Source organism: Planomonospora alba (assembly GCF_039534085.1).
GTDB lineage: Bacteria > Actinomycetota > Actinomycetes > Streptosporangiales > Streptosporangiaceae > Planomonospora_B > Planomonospora_B alba.
Genome location: NZ_BAAAUT010000021.1, coordinates 86,014 through 101,879, shown reverse-complemented (window position 1 = coordinate 101,879; position 15,866 = coordinate 86,014). Strand labels below are relative to the sequence as shown.

The window sequence follows — 15,866 nt, the reverse complement described above, 5'->3', positions numbered from 1 at the left end:
CCGCGTGCGGATCACGGTTTCCCCTCCGGGACGGGGGATGGAATGCTCGGCGGGGGTACGGGGTTATGGAGCCGTACAGACGCAGAGAAAGAGGAGCCGGCGGTGGCGACCATCGAGGTAACCGAGAAGAACTTCAACGAGATCGCCGACCAGGGGATCGTCCTGCTCGACTTCTGGGCGGCGTGGTGCGGGCCGTGCCGGACGTTCGGCCCGATCTTCGAGAAGGCCTCGGAGAAGCACGCCGACATCACGTTCGGCAAGATCGACACCGAGGCGGAGCAGGGCCTGGCCCAGGGGTTCGACATCACCTCGATCCCCACCATCATGGCCATCCGCGACGGCATCGTCGTCTTCGCCCAGCCCGGCGCGCTGCCCGCCCCGGCGCTGGAGGACCTGATCTCGCAGGTGCGGGCGCTCGACATGGACGCCATCCGCGCCGAGCTCGCCAGCGAGCTCGGCACGCAGAACTGACGCCCGGTACGGCGGGCGGGCGCGGCCCGGCGCACCGGGTGCGCCGGGCCGCGGCGCGCCGGGAGCCCGTGCGGTCCCGGCGGAGGCCGCGGGCCCGGCCGGGGGAGGGTCAGGCGAGGCGGGCGACGCCCGCGTAGCCGATCACCGGGGGCTGCTCGCCGCCGACGATCTCCTCGTCCCCGGGCCGCCACTGCCAGGGCGCCACCAGGCCGGGCTCCAGCAGCTCGTAGCCGTCGAAGAAGCGGGAGATCTCGTCGAAGGTCCGCAGGCTCAGCGAGGCCGTGGCGTTCCGGTAGATCTCCCGGGCCTGCGCCGTGCCGGACATCGGGGTGTCGGTGGCGTGGCTGATCACCAGGTAGCTCCCCGGGGCGCTGGCCTCGCGCAGCTTGGCGACGATGTCGTAGGCCCCCGCCTCGTCGGAGACGAAGTGGAGCACCGCGAGCATCAGGAAGGCCACCGGCCGGTCGAGGTCGATGAGCTTGCGCAGCTCGGGGGAGGCCAGCAGGGCGTCGACGTCGCGGACGTCGCCCTGGACCATCGCGACGTTGTCGTCGGCGAGCAGGGCCCGGCCGTGCGCGCACACCACCGCGTCGTAGTCGACGTAGGCGACGCGGGTGTCCGGCGCCGTCCGGTGGGCGATCTCGTGCACGTTGCCCTGGGTCGGCAGCCCGGAGCCCAGATCGACGATCTGCCGGATCCCCGCGTCGACCAGGGCCTGCACGGCCCGGGCGAGGAAGGCCCGGTTCTCCCGGGCGGCCTGCCGGGTGTCCGGGAAGAGCGCGAGGATCTGCTCGGCCGCGGCCCGGTCGGCGGCGAAGTTGTCCTTGCCGCCGAGGTAGTAGTCGTACATGCGGGCGACGTTGGGGACGTTGGGGTCGACGCCGTCCACGGCCGAGGACTCGTCTGCCATGAGTTCTCCCGATATTCCATGATCTTGTATCGGGAGATGATCATATGGGGCATCCCCCGGATTGTCCGGAATTTCACCGGGAAATCCGAGGGATGCTCGGGAAACCGGCGGCCGGTCAGGCCGACCGGTACAGCTCCGCGACCCGGAAGGCGAGGTCCAGGGACTGGCTCCGGTTGAGGCGCGGGTCGCAGGCCGTCTCGTAGCGCAGCGCCAGGTCGTCCTCGACGATCGCGTGGGCGCCGCCCACGCACTCGGTGACGTCGTCGCCGGTGAACTCGATGTGGATGCCGCCGGGGTGCGTGCCGAGCGCGCGGTGCACCTCGAAGAAGCCGGCCACCTCGTCCAGCACGTCGTCCAGGCGGCGGGTCTTGTGCCCGCTGGGCGCCTCGAAGGTGTTGCCGTGCATCGGGTCGCAGATCCAGGCGACCTGGGCCCCGCTGCTCGTGATCTTCTCTACCAGCGGGGGCAGGTGCTCGCGGATCTTCGCCGCGCCCATGCGGGTGATGAACGTCAGCCGGCCCGGCTCGTTGTCCGGGTTCAGCTTCTCGACCAGGGCGAGCGCCTCGTCGACCGTGGTGGTCGGGCCGAGCTTCACGCCGATCGGGTTGCGGATCCTCGCGAAGAACTCCACGTGCGCGTGGTCGAGCTGGCGGGTGCGCTCGCCGATCCAGACCATGTGCGCCGACACGTCGTACGGCAGGCCGGTCCGCGAGTCGATCCGGGTGAGCGCCTGGTCGTAGTCCAGGATGAGCGCCTCGTGCGAGGAGTAGAACTCCACGGTGTGGAACTCCGCGGGGTCGGCGCCGCAGGCGTGCATGAACGCCAGCGCCTGGTCGATCTCGCGGGCGAGCTGCTCGTAGCGCTTGCCGGCGGGGGACTCGGCCACGAAGTCCTGGTTCCAGGCGTGCACCTGGCGCAGGTCGGCGTAACCGCCCTTGGTGAAGGCGCGCACGAGGTTCAGCGTCACCGCCGAGGAGTGGTAGGCGCGCAGCAGCCGCCACGGGTCGGGCGTGCGGGCCTCGGGGGTGAAATCGAGGCCGTTGACCATGTCGCCGCGGTAGGCGGGCAGCTCCAGGCCGTCGCGGACCTCGGTGCCCTTGGAGCGCGGCTTGGCGAACTGCCCGGCCATGCGGCCGATCTTCACGACCGGGACCCTGCCCGCGTAGGTGAGCACGATGGCCATCTGCAGCAGGGTCTTGAGCTTGTTGCGCACGTCGTCCGCGGTGGCCCCGGCGAACGTCTCGGCGCAGTCGCCGCCCTGGAGCACGAAGGCCTCGCCCCGCGCCACCGCCGCCAGTTGCTCCTTGAGACTGTCGCACTCCCCGGCGAAGACCAGGGGAGGCAGCCCTTCGAGCTCGGTGACGACCTTCTTCAGCTCGTCGTGGTCGGGCCAGTCGGGCTGCTGCGCGGCGGGCAGCCGTCGCCAGGAATCCAGGTTGATGCTCACGAGACCACAGGCTATTGCAAGCCACCGGGCGGACCGGCCGGAATGTCCACGGATTGAGAAAGTCTTTCTCCCTGTTGAGACGTCGCAGGTGTCCGCACGTGTTCCGGGAGCACGCCCAGGCCCACGAAACGGCGGATCACGGCACCGGCCACCGGGGAACGGACGAACCGGGGCAGCCGTACCGGCCGCGCGGGCCCGGACAGGACCGTGCGGATCACCCGGCGCTGGATCACGCGCTGGACGAACTGGGTGACCACGGTCGGGACGGTGCGCCGCCGCTGCACCCGGGCCAGCAGCGACTCGGGGATCTCGCCTCCCGCCAGCAGCGGTCCGGCCAGCAGGTTGGCGGCGGCCACCGCGTCCTGCACGGCCAGGTTGATGCCGACGCCGCCGATCGGGGACATGGCGTGCGCGGCGTCGCCGATGACCAGCAGCCCGGGGCGGTGCCAGCGGCGCAGCCGGTCGACCGCCACCGAGAGCACGCTGACGTCGCCGAAGTCCTCGAGCTGGCCGACGCGCCCGGCCAGGAACGGCAGCAGCTCGGCCACCGACCGGCGCAGCGCCTCGACGCCCCGCTCGCGCAGGGCGTCGAAGCCGCCTTTGGGGATGAGGTAGGCGAGCTGCCAGTAGGTCCCGCGGTTGATCGACACCATCAGGCGGCCGGCGGAGGCGCGCAGGAACGGGCTCTGCGGGTCGGACGCCTCGCGGGGCAGCCGGAACCAGACCACGTCCATCGGCGCGCCGTACTCGACCGGGACGAGTCCGGCGGCCCGGCGCACGTCGGAGCGGCGGCCGTCGGCGGCCACGGTGAGCGTGGCCCGCAGCTCGTGCTCGGCGCCGCTCACGCGGTCGCGGTAGCGCAGGCCGCGCACCGCGTTCCCCTCCCGGATCACGCCGGTCACCTCGGCGTTCATGACGAGCGTGAACCACGGGTACCGCGCGGCCGCACGGGTCACGAGGTCGAGGAAGTCCCACTGCGGGACGAAAGCGATGTAGTTGTAGCGGCTCCTGAGCCGGGACAGGTCGGCGACCTGCGCCTCGGCGTCGTCGGTCCGGGCCGACAGGCGGTAGGCCCTGTGGTGGGGGAGGCGGTGGAACTCCTCCGCCAGGCCGACCTCGTCGAGGACCTGGAGGGTCGAGGGATGGATGGTGTCGCCCCGGAAGTCGCGCAGGAAGTCGGCGTGCTTCTCCAGGAGCGTCACCGGCACGCCCGCCCGGGCCAGCAGGAGGGCGAGCACGGCCCCCGCGGGGCCGCCGCCGGCGATCACGCATGTGCTTCGACTCATAATTCATCACCCATTGAAATTATGGCACGGGCCGCCGGGGAAGAGAAGAGCGGGTGGGCTCCATGCCCGCCCCATCCGATCGCAACCGGTCTCCAAGCGCCGTCGCGCATGATCACGCCATGTCGAAGGAGGCACGCGGGCGCGAGAGGAGACGACGGCGGGCGGGGGCCCGGGAACGCGAGCGGGCCCGGGAACGTGAGCGGGTGAGGGCCGCCGCCGGGCCGAGCGCGGCGGACGCCGGGGACGCCGGGGACGCCGCGCCGGAGGACGCCGCAGGGCCGAGGCGCTGGACGGCCCGGATCGGGGAGGCCCTCCTCATCGCCTTCGGCGTGCTCATGCTGCTCGGCGCGCTGGGCTTCCCGGTCGTCCTCGTGGTCACCGTCACCCTGCCCGAACTGCGGACGGCGCTTGACCCGCGGGGTGAGGGGGGGACCGCGACCGTGCTGTCCTGCCGGGAGTACGGAGCGGGGCGCAACGCCCGCAGGGACTGCGAGGCGCGCTTCGTCCCCGACGACCCGGCCAGGCCGCCGGTCGTCATCCAGACCGTGGCGGACGTGGAGGTGGGCGAGACGTTCCGGGCCGCGCCCGCCCCCGGAGGCATCCAGCACGTCATCCCCATCGGTGAGCGGGGGGTGTGGCGGCTCGTCCCGCTGTTCAGCCTCATCCTGGTCACACCGGCCATCCTGGTGGTCTGCGCCGGCCTCGTATCCGGCTCGTGGCTGCTGAAGGGTGCGGGCATCGCGCTGGTGGCGGTGATCGCCGCGGCCGTGACCGCCGGTTTCGTGCTCGGCGGGTGAGAAGCCGCGGGTCACCCCCGCGGGGGACGCGGCACCGCCCGGAGTGCGGGAGAGTGACCGTCATGACCGTTTACGAGACCGAGCGGCTGGTCGTCCGCACCTGGACCGCGGACCCGGCCGACCTCGACCGGATGACCGACATCTACACCCGCGAGGAGGTGACCCGCTGGCTGCCGCCCTTCGACGGCTTCGACGCGGCCCGGGCGGTGGAGGGCTGGCGGGCCTTCCACGAGCGGGACCCCCGCTACGGGTCCTGGGCCGTGCAGGTCCGCGCCACCGGGACGGTGGCCGGGACCGTGCTGTTCCGCCCGATCCCCGGCGGCGAGGGCGAGGTCGAGGTGGGCTGGCACCTGCACCCCGACTCCTGGGGGAACGGCTACGCCACCGAGGCCGCCCGCGGCGCGGTGGAACGCGGCTTCGCCGCCGGCCTGGCGGAGGTGTACGCGCTGGTGATGCCCGGCAACGAGGCCTCCGCGGCGGTCTGCCGCAGGCTCGGCATGGAGCACCTCGGCCGCACCCGGCGCTTCTTCGGCCTGGAGGCGGAGATGTTCCGGCTAACCGGGGACGCCGGAGCCTGACACCCGCTCCCCGGCCGGCGGCTCCGCCGCGGCCCCGCCCGCGCGGGCCCCGGAGCCGTCGGCCGCCGGGGCGGAGAGCATGCCCCAGGCGGCGCCGGCGAGCACGACGGCGCCGCCCGCCAGCTGCGGCCACGCCAGGCTCCCGTCCAGCAGCAGCCACGCGGCGGCCACCGCCACCACCGGCTCGGCCATGCTGAGCAGCGACGCGCGGGCCGGGCCGAGCGCCGCGGACCCGGCGAAGAACAGCGACATCGCCAGCACGGTCGAGAACACGCCCACCGCCGCCGCCCAGCCCCATCCCGCGGGGGCGAAGCCGAACTCCAGGGCGCCGGTCGCCAGGCCCAGCAGCGTGAAGGAGCCCGTGGCGAACAGCGCCAGGTAGGCGGTGGTGACGGACGGGGAGAGCGCGGCGGAGACCCGGCTGCCCACCACGATGTAGAGGGCGTAGGAGACGGCCGACCCGGTCGCCGCCAGCACCCCGACCGGGTCCAGGCCCGCCTCCGGCGGGCCCACCACGAGCGCCAGCCCGCCCAGGGAGACCAGCACCGGCCCGAGCACCGCCAGGCCGGGGCGGACCCGCTCCGCCGCCGCCGTCAGCAGGCACACCAGCGCCGGGTACAGGTACAGCAGCAGGACGGCCAGGGCGGGGGCGATGCGTCCGACCGCCGTGAAGTACAGCAGCGACTGGGTGGCGTACATGCCCCCGCCCAGCAGGGCGAGCAGGGCCCACTGCCGCCCGGTCGGCCGGCCGAGCCGGCCGCGCGGCCCCAGCCAGGCCAGGAACACCGCGGCCGCGACCGCGAAGCGCAGCGCCAGCAGCGTCGTCACCGACATGCCGGTGCCGTACGCGTAGGACGCGAAGACGGGCATGAACCCGAACGCCGCCGCCGAGACCAGCGTCGCCGCGACGCCCCGCCGTACCATCACCACCGCCACCTCCGCGTGCGCCATTGTGGCCTACGGGCCTTGCGGCCGGTGGCCGCTGAGCTGCGCCGATGCGGGAGTGTCGGATGGGACGGACAGTCGGTTACATCTCGTCACGAGGGGGTAACGCTAGGGGCGAACCGTCATCGGGGGGATGAAAATGATCAAGATGCTTCACAAGATGGGCGTGAAGTCCAACATGATGTACACCGCCGGGATCGCCTCCATCGGCCTGTCGTTCGCGACCTGGTGGGCCTCGAAGAACAAGGAGGCCGCCGGCCTGGACCGCGCGGACCGCTGGGGCATCTTCGTCGGTGAGTGGGCCCCGACCTTCTTCGCGATGGGCGTCGCGCTCCGCATCGAGGAGACCCACCGCGACATCTCCCAGGGCCAGGAGCGGGAGATGCTCGACACCACGTACTCCGAGGGCAGGATGCCCTCGCACGCCCGGGTCTAGCCCGATCGGCGGATGCGGGCGGGCCGCCCTCCAGGAACGGGGCGGCCCGCCCGCGCGTCCGCCCGCCCCGCCCGCGTGTCCCGCCCGGCGGCCGGGCGCACCGCCGGGACGCCGGAGGCGTGCACGCCTCAGCCGGCCGCCAGCACGTCCAGGGCGCGGGCGAGGTCGGCGACGGCGCCGTCGCGGATCGGCGCGTACTCCTCCTCCGGATACCGCCGGGGCCCGTTCTCGACGAGCAGGATCAGCGAGAGGTACAGGCGGTAGAGCGCCAGCCGGACGCGGGCGGCCCCGTCGAACGGCACGGTCCCGCCCGCCTCACGGTAGCCGGCCACGATCGGGGCGTCCTCGGCCAGCTCGCCGAAGATCGTCGGGGTGACGAAGTCGGCCAGCGGGTCGCCCCAGAACGCGCGCTCGTGGTCGATGATCGCCCGGACGCGGGGGACGGCGCCGTCCGCCGCCGAGACGAAGACGTTCCCGGGCCAGATGTCGAAGTGCACCAGGTGGGGCACGGTCACCTCGTCCAGGGCGGGGGAGGCGGCCTCGACCGCCGAGGCGACCACCTCTGCGGGGACGGGCAGCGGGACGGCGTACCGGGCGGCGTCGCCGAGGACCGCGCGGACCATCGTCAGGAAGGCCGAGCGCCAGGTCGTGCCGGTGAGACCGGCGTGCGGGTAGCCGTACACGTCACCGGTGACCTCGTGCAGCCGGGCCATGCAGGCGCCGACCTGGTGCCAGAGCGGCCCGGCGGGCAGCCGCTCCGCCCGGTTCCAGGCCACGCCGTCCAGCGCCGACAGGACCAGGTAGTCGCCGCCGAGCACCGGATCGTCGAACCCGGCGTGCAGCAGCTCGGGGCCCGGCAGGGGGGCCGTCCGGTAGACCATGGCCTCCGTGCGCAGCAGGTGCCGCTCGTAGGTCAGCTGCTCCAGCTCGGGCGGGGGCGAGAGCTTGAGCACCACCTCGCGGCCGTCCGTCAGGGTCAGCCGCCACACCGCGTTGGCGAAGCCGTCGCTCAGCTCGGCGGCGGAGGCCACCCCGGTGCCCAGGGCGCGGCGCGCCAGCGCGTCGAGCTCGGCCGGGGCGAGCCGGCGCTTGGTCCTGCTCTCCATCGCACTAGACCCCGACGGGGGCGATCGTCCAGGAGGCCTCGGTCTTCTCGCCGGGCCGGAGCACGATCAGGTCGGTCCCGGAGTTGAAGGCGTCCGGCGGGCAGGTCATCGGCTCGACGGCCAGCCCCGCGTGGCCGAGCCCGGTGCCGGTGCAGACCTGGACCCAGGGCAGCTCCGCCGCCTGCCAGCGCACCTCGACCCCGCCGTCCGGGCCGCTCACCCGGACCGCGACGGAGCCGCCGGCGTCCGGCACGAGCCCGGTGAAGGCGTGGTCCACGGCGGTGCCGCCGACCGCGCGGGCGACGGTGAAGTCGTACGGCGTGCCCGCGACGTCCTCCAGCGCGCGCGGGAGCAGCAGCTCGTCCACGAGCAGCACCTTCCGCGCGGGCACGTGCAGCTCGTACTCCTCGACGCCGCCGCCGGCCAGCAGCCACGGGTGCGGGCCGCAGCCGTACGGCGCGGCGGCGCTGCCGGTGTTCTCCGCGGTCAGGGTCGTGGTCAGCCCCTCGGCGGTGAGGGAGTAGGCGACCTGCAAGGACAGGGTGAACGGGTAACCGGGCACCGGGGTGAGCGTGTGCGCCAGCCGCAGCGACCCGGCGGCCGGCTCCCCGGCCGGTTCCCACAGGGCGTCGGAGACCAGGCCGTGCAGGGCGTGGCCGCGGTCCGGCTCGTTCACCGGCAGGCGGTGGGTCTCGCCGTCGAAGCGGTAGCGGGCGCCGCCGACCCGGTTGGGCCAGGGGGCCAGCAGCGCGCCGCTGTAGTGGGGGGCCGGGCCCTGCGCGGGCCAGCTCGTCACCAGGTCGCGCCCGCCGTGCCGGAGCACGCGCAGCGCCGCGCCCCGTTCGGTGATCTCGGCGTGCAGGTCGCCGCAGCGGAGGGTGAACTGCCGGGACACGGGGGTTCCTTTCGCGGGAGGGGGAGGGGCGCGGCCGGGTGCGGCCGGCCACGGGACGGGCGGGGCCGCCCCCGCCGGAGGGTGCGGGCGGATCCCCGCGGGCTCAGGCGGACTCCCGCTCGACCAGGTGGGTGTCGAGTATCACCACCGGCTGCTCCAGGTGCTCGCCGTTGATCCGGGCGACCAGCAGGTGGGCCATCTGGCGGCCCATGGCCTCGGTGGGCTGGTGCACGCTGGTGAGGCTGGGGGAGGAGTGGGCCCCGGCGGGCGAGTCGTCGAAGCCGATGACCGCGACGTCGCCGGGGATGTCCCTGCCCGCCTCGCGCAGCACCCGCATCGCGCCCAGCGCCATCGGGTCGGAGGCGGTGAAGACCGCGTCGATGTCGGGGGTGTCGGCCAGCAGGCGGCGCATGGCCGCCATGCCGCTCTCCTCGCTGAAGTCGCCGTAGTCGACGATCTCCGGGACCCCCGTGGCGAGCAGGGCGTCGCGGTAGCCCGCGAGGCGGTCGACGCCCACCCCCATGTCCTGGGGGCCGGCGATGGTGGCGATCCGGCGGCGCCCCTTGCCCAGCAGGTACTTCACCGCCTGCCGGGCCCCGGCCCGGTTGTCGACGTCCACGTAGCTGTAGGGGGTCAGGCCGATGGGGCGGCCGCCGATGACGGTCGGCACGCCCATCGCCTCCAGCCTGCCCGGCAGCGGGTCGGCACCGTGCAGGGAGATCAGCAGCACGCCGTCGACGTGCTGGCCGGTCAGGTAGTGCTCCAGCCGCTCGTGGTCCCGCGTCGACTGGGCCATCGCGAGGATGAGCTGGAGCCCGGTCTCGGACAGCGCCGAGCCGATGCCGCGGATGGTCCCGGCGAAGTACGGCTCGTCGAAGACCCGCAGCTCCGACTCCGAGACCACCAGCGCGACGGTGTCGGTCCGCCGGGTGACCAGCGCCCGGGCGGCCCGGTTGGGGACGTAGCCCAGCTCCCGGATCGCCTGGTGCACCGCGTCGCGGGCCTTCTCGCTCACCTTCGGTGAGCCGTTGATGACCCGCGACACCGTGCCGCGGCCGACACCGGCCAGCGCCGCGACCGCCTCGAGAGTCGGACGACGATCGCCGTTCATGTGCTTCGCCCCCATGGATGATGTGCCGCCCTTATTCTGCCGGACCGCTCAGGCCTCCGCGCCTGATGGTTTCGGCATACCAAAGAGCGCTCTCCTTGGGAACTCTCGCCTGGGTCTCGTAATCGACGTGGACCAGGCCGAAGCGCTTGCCGTACCCCCACGCCCACTCGAAGTTGTCCATCAGCGACCAGGCGAAGTAGCCCGTGAGCGGGACGCCGGCCTCGATCGCGGCGTGGCAGGTGCGCAGGTGGGCGGCGATGTAGTCGCGCCGCTCGTGGTCGCGCACGGCGCCGTCGTCGGTCATGACGTCGTCGAAGGCCGCGCCGTTCTCGGAGATGACCAGCGGGACCGCCGGGTACTCCCGGTGCAGCCGCGTCAGGATCTCGTAGAGCCCGGAGTCGTCGATCTCCCAGCCCATGGCCGTGACCGGCCGGCCGCCCTGGACGAAGGAGACGTGCTCGCTGCCGACCCAGGGGGAGCCGGAGTCGGTGGGGGCCGCCGCCGCGGACGCCGCGCCGCCGGGCCTACCCGAGACGGTGAAGCGGCTGTAGTAGTTGATCAGCAGCATGTCCAGCGGCTGCGCGATCACGGCCAGGTCGCCGTCCCGGGCGAAGCCCGCCATCTCGCCGAGGTCTTCCAGCACGTCGGCCGGGTAGGACCCCTTGAGCAGGGCGTCCAGGAAGAACCGGTTCTGCAGGCCGTCGATGCGCCGGGCGGCGTCCAGGTCGGCCTCCGACCCGGTCTGCGGCGAGATCGCGTAGAGGTTGACGCAGCCGCCGATCCGGGTGTCGGAGCGCTGGGCGCGCATGGCCTGCACGGCCAGGCCGTGCGCGAGCAGCAGGTGGTGGGCGGCGTACATCGCCTGGGCGGGCTCGCGCCGGCCCGGGGCGTGCTCGCCGGAGGCGTAGCCGAGGAAGGCCGCGCACCACGGCTCGTTGACGGTGCTCCAGTGGCGGACCCGGTCGCCCAGGGCCTCGTGCATGAGGGCCGCGTAGTCGGCGAAGCGCTCGGCCGTCTCACGCGACGGCCAGCCGCCGGCGTCCTCCAGCGCCTGGGGCAGGTCCCAGTGGTAGAGCGTCACCCACGGGTCGATGCCCCGGGAGAGCAGCTCGTCGACCAGCCGCTTGTAGAAGTCCAGGCCCCTGGTGTTGACCGGGCCGGTGCCGTCGGGCTGGATCCGGGGCCAGGAGACGGAGAACCGGTAGGCGCCCAGGCCGAGGGCGGCCATCGTCTCCACGTCCTCGCGGTAGCGGTGGTAGTGGTCGATGGCCACGTCGGCGTTCTCGCCGTTGACCACCCGGCCGGGCTGCCGGACGAAGGTGTCCCAGATGGACACGCCGCGCCCGTCCTCGGCGACGGCGCCCTCGATCTGGTAGGCGGAGGTGGCCGCGCCCCAGACGAAGTCCGTCGGGAACACCAGATCCGGGGTCTGCGTCTGTGCTGCTTCTTGCGTTGTCACGCCTTGACCGCACCTTCCATGAGACCGCCGACGATCTGCCGGCCGAATGCGATGAACACGATGACGAGCGGGAGGACCGAGACCGCCGTGCCGGTGAAGAGCATGACGTAGTCGGTGCCGCGGGCCTGGTTGAGCATCGAGATCGAGGTCTGCACCACCGGGTTCTCGGGGTTCAGCACGATCGACGGCCACAGGAACTCGTTCCAGTTCTGCATGAAGGTGAGCAGGGCCAGCACCGCCATGCCGGGCCGTACGGCGGGCAGCACCACGTTGGCGTAGATGCGCATGGTGGAGGCCCCGTCGACCCGGGCCGCCTCGATGAGCTCGTCCGGCACCGCCTGCGAGGTGTACTGGGTCATCATGAAGACCCCGAACCCGTTGACCAGGAAGGGCAGGATCACCGCCTGGATCTGGCCGGTCCAGCCGAGCGTCACCATCATCTCGTAGAGCGGGACGATGCCCATCTGCTGGAGCGGGACCATCATGGTCAGCAGGATCGAGCCCAGCAGGAGCTTGCCGCCCTTGAACTTCAGCTTGGCGAAGGCGAAGCCGGCCAGGGTGGAGATGAGCACCACGGAGACCGTCACCGTGGTCGAGATGATGATCGAGTTGATCAGACCGGTGCCGAAGTAGGCGTTCTCGTTCTCCAGCAGCCGCTGGACGTTCTCGCCGAGGTTGCCGCCGGGCAGCAGCGGCGGGGGCGTCTCGAGGACCTCGTCGTTGGTCCGCGTGGCCATGATGAACATGTAGTAGATCGGGAACGCCGAGAGCACGAGCGCGAAGGCGAGGACCACCTTCGTCAGCGGGCCCGCGTCCCAGATGCGGTTCGCCGCGGAGGCGGGGCCCCGCGGGCGCCTCCTGGCCTGGATCGCCGTCACTTTTTGCCCCCGATCCGGCGGGTGAAGGAGTAGTTGATCAGGATGCCGACGAGGATCAGCGCGAACAGCATCCAGGCGGCCGCCGAGGCGTAGCCCATGTCGAAGTCGCGGAAGGCCTCCTTGACGATGAACATGGCCACGGTCTGGTACTGGCCGGTGGCGCCGCCGGTCATCAGCGGGCTCCCCTCGAACATCACCGGCTCGGCGAACAGGGTCAGGCCGCCGATGGTGGAGACGAACACCACGAAGATGAGCGTCGGGCGGAGCATCGGCACGGTGATCTGCCAGAACTGCCGCGTGGCCGAGGCGCCGTCGAGGGAGGCGGCCTCGTACAGGTCCTTGGGGATCGTCTGCATGGCGGCCAGCAGGATGATGGCGTTGTAGCCGGTCCACCGCCAGTCGATCATGGTGGAGATGGCCAGCCACGCGCTCCAGCTCTGGTTCTGCCACTCGATGGGCTCGGCGCCGAAGAGGCCGAGGAACCAGTTGACCATGCCGTAGTCGCGCCCGTAGAGCTGGGTGAAGACCACGGCGACCGCGACGACCGAGGTCACCATCGGCAGCAGCACGCCGAGCCGGAAGAACAGCCGGCCCCGGATGCGCTTGTTGAGGGCGTTGGCCAGCAGCAGCGCCAGGACGAGCTGGGGGATCGTCGAGATGACGAAGATCCCGACGGTGTTGAGCACCGCGTTCCAGAAGGTCTCGTCGGCGATCAGCTCGACGTAGTTGTCGATGCCGAGGAAGGTCTTGTCACCGGCGAGCTCCCAGTCGTGCAGGGACACCCACGCGGTGTAGACGAGCGGGAAGAGGCCGAAGAGCGCGAAGAGCAGGAAGTAGGGGGAGACGAGGAAGTAGGGGGTCGCTCGGAGGTCGAACCTGGCGAGCCCGCTGCCGCCCCGCCCCGCGCCCCGGCGCCCGGAGGACCGGCTGGGGCCGGTTTTCCGCGCCGGGGCGGGGGTGTCGATGTTCAGGGTCATCGGTCAGCCTTTCAGCGGTGGGCAGGCGACGGGCCCGGCGGCGGGGTGGCCGCCGCCGGGCCCGTACGGGTCGGGACGGGGATCAGCCCGCCGCCTTGACACCGGCCTCGACGAACTTGGTCCAGGCCTCGCCGTAGGGGATGGAGCCCTTGTCCATGCCCTCCAGGACCTTCTCGACCGAGGTCTTCACCTGGGCGTGCTTCTCACCGAGGAAGACCGGCTGCAGGCCCGCGGTGGACTCACCGAAGATCTTGCCGACCGGGGCGTCGTTGAAGTACGGGTTCTTCTTGTCGGCCACCGCCGGGTCCTGCTGGGCGGGCAGGGAGCTCGGGAAGGCGTTGGCCTCCTCGAAGGCCGCGATGTGCCCCTCCTTGCCGGTGAGGTAGTTCACGACCTCGGCGGCCTCCTTGGGGTGCTTGCTCTGCTTGGTGACGGCCAGGTAGGAGCCGCCCCAGTTGCCGACGCCGCCGGGCACCGCGGCCACGTCCCAGTTGCCCTTGTTCTCCTCACCGGCGTTGCCCTCGATCACGCCGACCATCCAGGCGGGGCATCCCATGACGGCGAAGCCGCCCTTCTTGGTGGCCGCGTTCCACTCGGGGGTGAAGGAGGCCAGCTTGGCGGTCAGGCCCGCCTCGCTGAAGGACTTGACGGTGTCGAAGGCGGTCTTGACGGCCGGGTTGCTCTCGATGACGAGCTGGTTGCTCTTGTCGAAGTAGGCGATGTTGCCGTGCTTCGGCGCCTCCTGGTTCAGGACGACGTTGTAGAGCGTGTTCGGGCCGTCGAGGAACTTGCTGTCCTTGACCTTCTCCTGGAACTTCTTGCCGGTCTCCATGAAGGCGTTCCAGTCGGGCCAGAGCTTGCCGACCTCCTCGCGGTCGGTGGGCAGGCCGGCCTTCTCGAACAGGTCCTTGCGGTAGCACATCGCCATGCCGCCGATGTCGGTGCCGAGGGCGAAGAGCTTGCCGTCCTTGTTGATGCCGTTCTCCCACTTGGCGGCGGGGAAGTCGGCCTTGCGGCTCTCCAGCCCGTACTCGCCGAGGTCGGCGAAGAACTGCGGGCGCTGGGCCATCAGGCCCATCGCGCCCTCGTCGATGCCGACGACGTCACCGGCGCCGCTGCCGGCCTGCAGCTTCTGCAGCAGCTGGGGCAGGTAGACGTCCTCGAAGCGGTCGGTCAGGTTCTGGTACTTGATCTGGATGTTCGGGTGCTCGGCGTTCCACTTCTCGACGGCCTTGTCGTAACCGAAGTTCTCGCCGCCACCGAAGGTGTGCACGGTGATGGTGACCGGCTCGGCCGCGGCCGACGCGCCGCCGCTGCTGTTGGCGGCGGGCTCGTCGCCGCCCGAACCGCAGGAGGTGATCGCCAGGGCGGTGACCGCCGTGACGGCGACGGCGGCCAGCTTGCCCTGCCGCTTGGTGTTCAACATTCCGGACCCCTCTCAGGTGGTCGCCCGAATCGGTGGGAGGTGCCGCCGCGGCCGGTCCCCGACAAACGCGGCCTGCGACGGGATTGCTCTGCAACATGCTTTGGGAGCGCTCCCACGAAGCGTGGCCGACAGGCAACCGGAACGTCAATATGCCGAAACTCAACCGTTACATCTGGCCTTCAAACCTGGGATATTTAGCGGTTTATCGGTATAAACTTCTCATAGGGGTTGTTGGGAGCGCTCCCATCACGTGAGCGCTCAGCAGGGTGGCTCGGCGCCGGAGAAGACGCAGGGGTACGGCCCGGCGGGCCGTACCCCTGCGCGGAGGACGGAGGGAAGAGGCGGCGATCAGCCCCGGTAGACCGGGTAGCCGTAGCCGACGACCTCGGCCTTGGGCCGCACGCGCCGCTCGACCTCGCCGTTGCCGGTGTTGCCCTCGATGGTGGTGATCGTGCCGTCGCGGTTGTCCTTCTCGACCAGGCCGACGTGGTCGATCCCGTACAGGCTGTCGCCGCGCTTCCAGTCGAAGAAGACGACCGCGCCGGGGGTGGCCTCGGAGCCCCAGTGGCCGTTGGCCTCGAACCACTGGGCGTAGGTGACGGTGTAGGCGTCCCAGCCGAAGACGGGCCGGATGCCGGCCTGCTCGCCGACCCAGGAGACGAACATGGCGCACCAGGGGGCGTTGGCGTAGCCGCGGACGCTGCCGCCGTCGCGCTCGACGGTCTCCTCGGCGCGCCGGCTGTCCATGTACCAGGTGTGGAACCTGGTGCCGCCGCCGGCGGCGTTCTCCTCCACGCCGATCTGGCTCTCGGCGATGGAGAGCGCCTCGGCGGCCGAGACCTCCGGCAGGCCGTCGGCGATGACCTGCAGCGGGGTCCGGGCGGGCGCGGAGGTCCGCGGGTGCGCAGCGGTCCCGGTGGTCCCGGCGAGGGGGGCGGGGGCCGCGGTCTGGCGGGGTGCCGCGGCGTGGGCCGGAGGGCTCACGACGGCGCCGCCGGCGAGGGTGACCGACGCTCCGAGGAGGACGTGGGTCAGGCGGCGCTTCGCGGCGGGGGAGGTGGGGAGGATCGCGGGGGAGAGCTGTCGTTTCTTCGCGGGGGTCGTGCGGCGGTGCTTGCCCATGCGGGGGTCGGTCTCCTTGCTC

At 72.0% G+C, this 15,866-nt stretch carries 16 protein-coding genes; 4 read left to right on the top strand and 12 right to left on the bottom strand.

The genetic code is table 11. The annotated features are described in order from the left end of the window. The first annotated feature begins 102 nt into the window (after positions 1-102). Positions 103-471, top strand: coding sequence for a thioredoxin (gene trxA, locus ABD823_RS14820; RefSeq protein ID WP_344859837.1), 369 nt, complete (start codon positions 103-105; stop codon positions 469-471). Between the two features lie 109 nt (positions 472-580). Here trxA and ABD823_RS14815 read toward each other — a convergent pair whose 3' ends face one another. The 3 genes from ABD823_RS14815 to ABD823_RS14805 all read right to left on the bottom strand — a co-directional run bounded on the left by ABD823_RS14815 (position 581) and on the right by ABD823_RS14805 (position 4,114). Next, on the bottom strand, positions 581-1,381 hold the full coding sequence (locus ABD823_RS14815) for an SAM-dependent methyltransferase (RefSeq protein ID WP_344859835.1): 801 nt from the start codon (positions 1,379-1,381) through the stop codon (positions 581-583). A 115-nt stretch (positions 1,382-1,496) separates the two neighbouring features. Continuing rightward, positions 1,497-2,828, bottom strand: coding sequence for a class II 3-deoxy-7-phosphoheptulonate synthase (locus ABD823_RS14810; RefSeq protein WP_344859833.1), 1,332 nt, complete (start codon positions 2,826-2,828; stop codon positions 1,497-1,499). An 11-nt stretch (positions 2,829-2,839) separates the two neighbouring features. Continuing rightward, positions 2,840-4,114 (bottom strand): FAD-dependent oxidoreductase, encoded by a 1,275-nt coding sequence (locus ABD823_RS14805; protein ID WP_344859831.1) that lies wholly within the window; start codon positions 4,112-4,114, stop codon positions 2,840-2,842. Positions 4,115-4,233: 119 nt separating this feature from the next. Here ABD823_RS14805 and ABD823_RS14800 point away from each other — a divergent pair, with 119 nt between their 5' ends. Beyond that, on the top strand, positions 4,234-4,911 hold the full coding sequence (locus ABD823_RS14800; protein ID WP_344859829.1) for a hypothetical protein: 678 nt from the start codon (positions 4,234-4,236) through the stop codon (positions 4,909-4,911). 62 nt (positions 4,912-4,973) lie between these two features. Continuing rightward, positions 4,974-5,489, top strand: a complete 516-nt coding sequence (locus tag ABD823_RS14795) for a GNAT family N-acetyltransferase (protein ID WP_344859827.1) — start codon at positions 4,974-4,976, stop codon at positions 5,487-5,489. On the opposite strand, the gene ABD823_RS14790 is transcribed toward ABD823_RS14795, so the two are convergent. Continuing rightward, the gene (locus ABD823_RS14790; RefSeq protein WP_344859825.1) at positions 5,466-6,440 is read right to left on the bottom strand and encodes a DMT family transporter; all 975 of its coding nucleotides are present in this window, start codon (positions 6,438-6,440) and stop codon (positions 5,466-5,468) included. The genes ABD823_RS14795 and ABD823_RS14790 overlap by 24 nt on opposite strands. 133 nt (positions 6,441-6,573) lie before the next feature. On the opposite strand from ABD823_RS14790, the gene ABD823_RS14785 reads away from it, so the two are divergent. Next, positions 6,574-6,870 (top strand): hypothetical protein, encoded by a 297-nt coding sequence (locus tag ABD823_RS14785; RefSeq protein ID WP_344859823.1) that lies wholly within the window; start codon positions 6,574-6,576, stop codon positions 6,868-6,870. Between the two features lie 128 nt (positions 6,871-6,998). Here the strand turns inward: ABD823_RS14785 and ABD823_RS14780 are convergent, their stop codons facing one another. The 8 genes from ABD823_RS14780 to ABD823_RS14745 form a co-directional block, all read right to left on the bottom strand. Beyond that, positions 6,999-7,976 carry a phosphotransferase family protein gene (locus tag ABD823_RS14780; protein WP_344859821.1) on the bottom strand — a complete coding sequence of 326 codons (978 nt, stop codon included), beginning with the start codon at positions 7,974-7,976 and terminating at the stop codon, positions 6,999-7,001. A 4-nt stretch (positions 7,977-7,980) separates the two neighbouring features. After that, a complete protein-coding gene (locus tag ABD823_RS14775; RefSeq protein WP_344859819.1) occupies positions 7,981-8,871 on the bottom strand; it encodes an aldose 1-epimerase family protein in 891 nt (296 codons plus the stop codon). Between the two features lie 103 nt (positions 8,872-8,974). Beyond that, positions 8,975-9,982, bottom strand: coding sequence for a LacI family DNA-binding transcriptional regulator (locus tag ABD823_RS14770; RefSeq protein ID WP_344859817.1), 1,008 nt, complete (start codon positions 9,980-9,982; stop codon positions 8,975-8,977). Between the two features lie 31 nt (positions 9,983-10,013). Next, the gene (locus ABD823_RS14765) at positions 10,014-11,441 is read right to left on the bottom strand and encodes a GH1 family beta-glucosidase (protein ID WP_344859815.1); all 1,428 of its coding nucleotides are present in this window, start codon (positions 11,439-11,441) and stop codon (positions 10,014-10,016) included. After that, entirely contained in the window at positions 11,438-12,319 is an 882-nt protein-coding gene (locus ABD823_RS14760; protein ID WP_344859813.1) for a carbohydrate ABC transporter permease, read from the bottom strand. The genes ABD823_RS14765 and ABD823_RS14760 overlap by 4 nt, the downstream gene beginning before the upstream one ends. Then, positions 12,316-13,296: a carbohydrate ABC transporter permease gene (locus ABD823_RS14755; protein ID WP_344859811.1), complete on the bottom strand. Its 981-nt coding sequence runs from the start codon at positions 13,294-13,296 to the stop codon at positions 12,316-12,318. Before ABD823_RS14755 ends, ABD823_RS14760 begins: the two co-directional genes overlap by 4 nt. A gap of 82 nt (positions 13,297-13,378) precedes the next feature. Then, positions 13,379-14,722 carry an ABC transporter substrate-binding protein gene (locus ABD823_RS14750; protein ID WP_344859809.1) on the bottom strand — a complete coding sequence of 448 codons (1,344 nt, stop codon included), beginning with the start codon at positions 14,720-14,722 and terminating at the stop codon, positions 13,379-13,381. A gap of 348 nt (positions 14,723-15,070) precedes the next feature. Next, positions 15,071-15,844, bottom strand: coding sequence for a CHAP domain-containing protein (locus ABD823_RS14745; protein WP_344859807.1), 774 nt, complete (start codon positions 15,842-15,844; stop codon positions 15,071-15,073). Positions 15,845-15,866: the final 22 nt, after the last annotated feature.

Excerpts from the sequence above, each read along its gene's own strand:
- ABD823_RS14800 (WP_344859829.1), top strand. The coding sequence starts at position 4,234 with ATGTCGAAGGAGGCACGCGGGCGCGAGAGGAGACGACGGCGGGCGGGG.
- ABD823_RS14790 (WP_344859825.1), bottom strand. The coding sequence starts at position 6,440 with ATGGCGCACGCGGAGGTGGCGGTGGTGATGGTACGGCGGGGCGTCGCG.
- ABD823_RS14805 (WP_344859831.1), bottom strand. The coding sequence starts at position 4,114 with ATGAGTCGAAGCACATGCGTGATCGCCGGCGGCGGCCCCGCGGGGGCC.
- ABD823_RS14750 (WP_344859809.1), bottom strand. The coding sequence starts at position 14,722 with ATGTTGAACACCAAGCGGCAGGGCAAGCTGGCCGCCGTCGCCGTCACG.
- ABD823_RS14745 (WP_344859807.1), bottom strand. The coding sequence starts at position 15,844 with ATGGGCAAGCACCGCCGCACGACCCCCGCGAAGAAACGACAGCTCTCC.
- ABD823_RS14770 (WP_344859817.1), bottom strand. The coding sequence starts at position 9,982 with ATGAACGGCGATCGTCGTCCGACTCTCGAGGCGGTCGCGGCGCTGGCC.
- ABD823_RS14815 (WP_344859835.1), bottom strand. The coding sequence starts at position 1,381 with ATGGCAGACGAGTCCTCGGCCGTGGACGGCGTCGACCCCAACGTCCCC.
- ABD823_RS14795 (WP_344859827.1), top strand. The coding sequence starts at position 4,974 with ATGACCGTTTACGAGACCGAGCGGCTGGTCGTCCGCACCTGGACCGCG.
- ABD823_RS14780 (WP_344859821.1), bottom strand. The coding sequence starts at position 7,976 with ATGGAGAGCAGGACCAAGCGCCGGCTCGCCCCGGCCGAGCTCGACGCG.
- ABD823_RS14785 (WP_344859823.1), top strand. The coding sequence starts at position 6,574 with ATGATCAAGATGCTTCACAAGATGGGCGTGAAGTCCAACATGATGTAC.
- ABD823_RS14755 (WP_344859811.1), bottom strand. The coding sequence starts at position 13,296 with ATGACCCTGAACATCGACACCCCCGCCCCGGCGCGGAAAACCGGCCCC.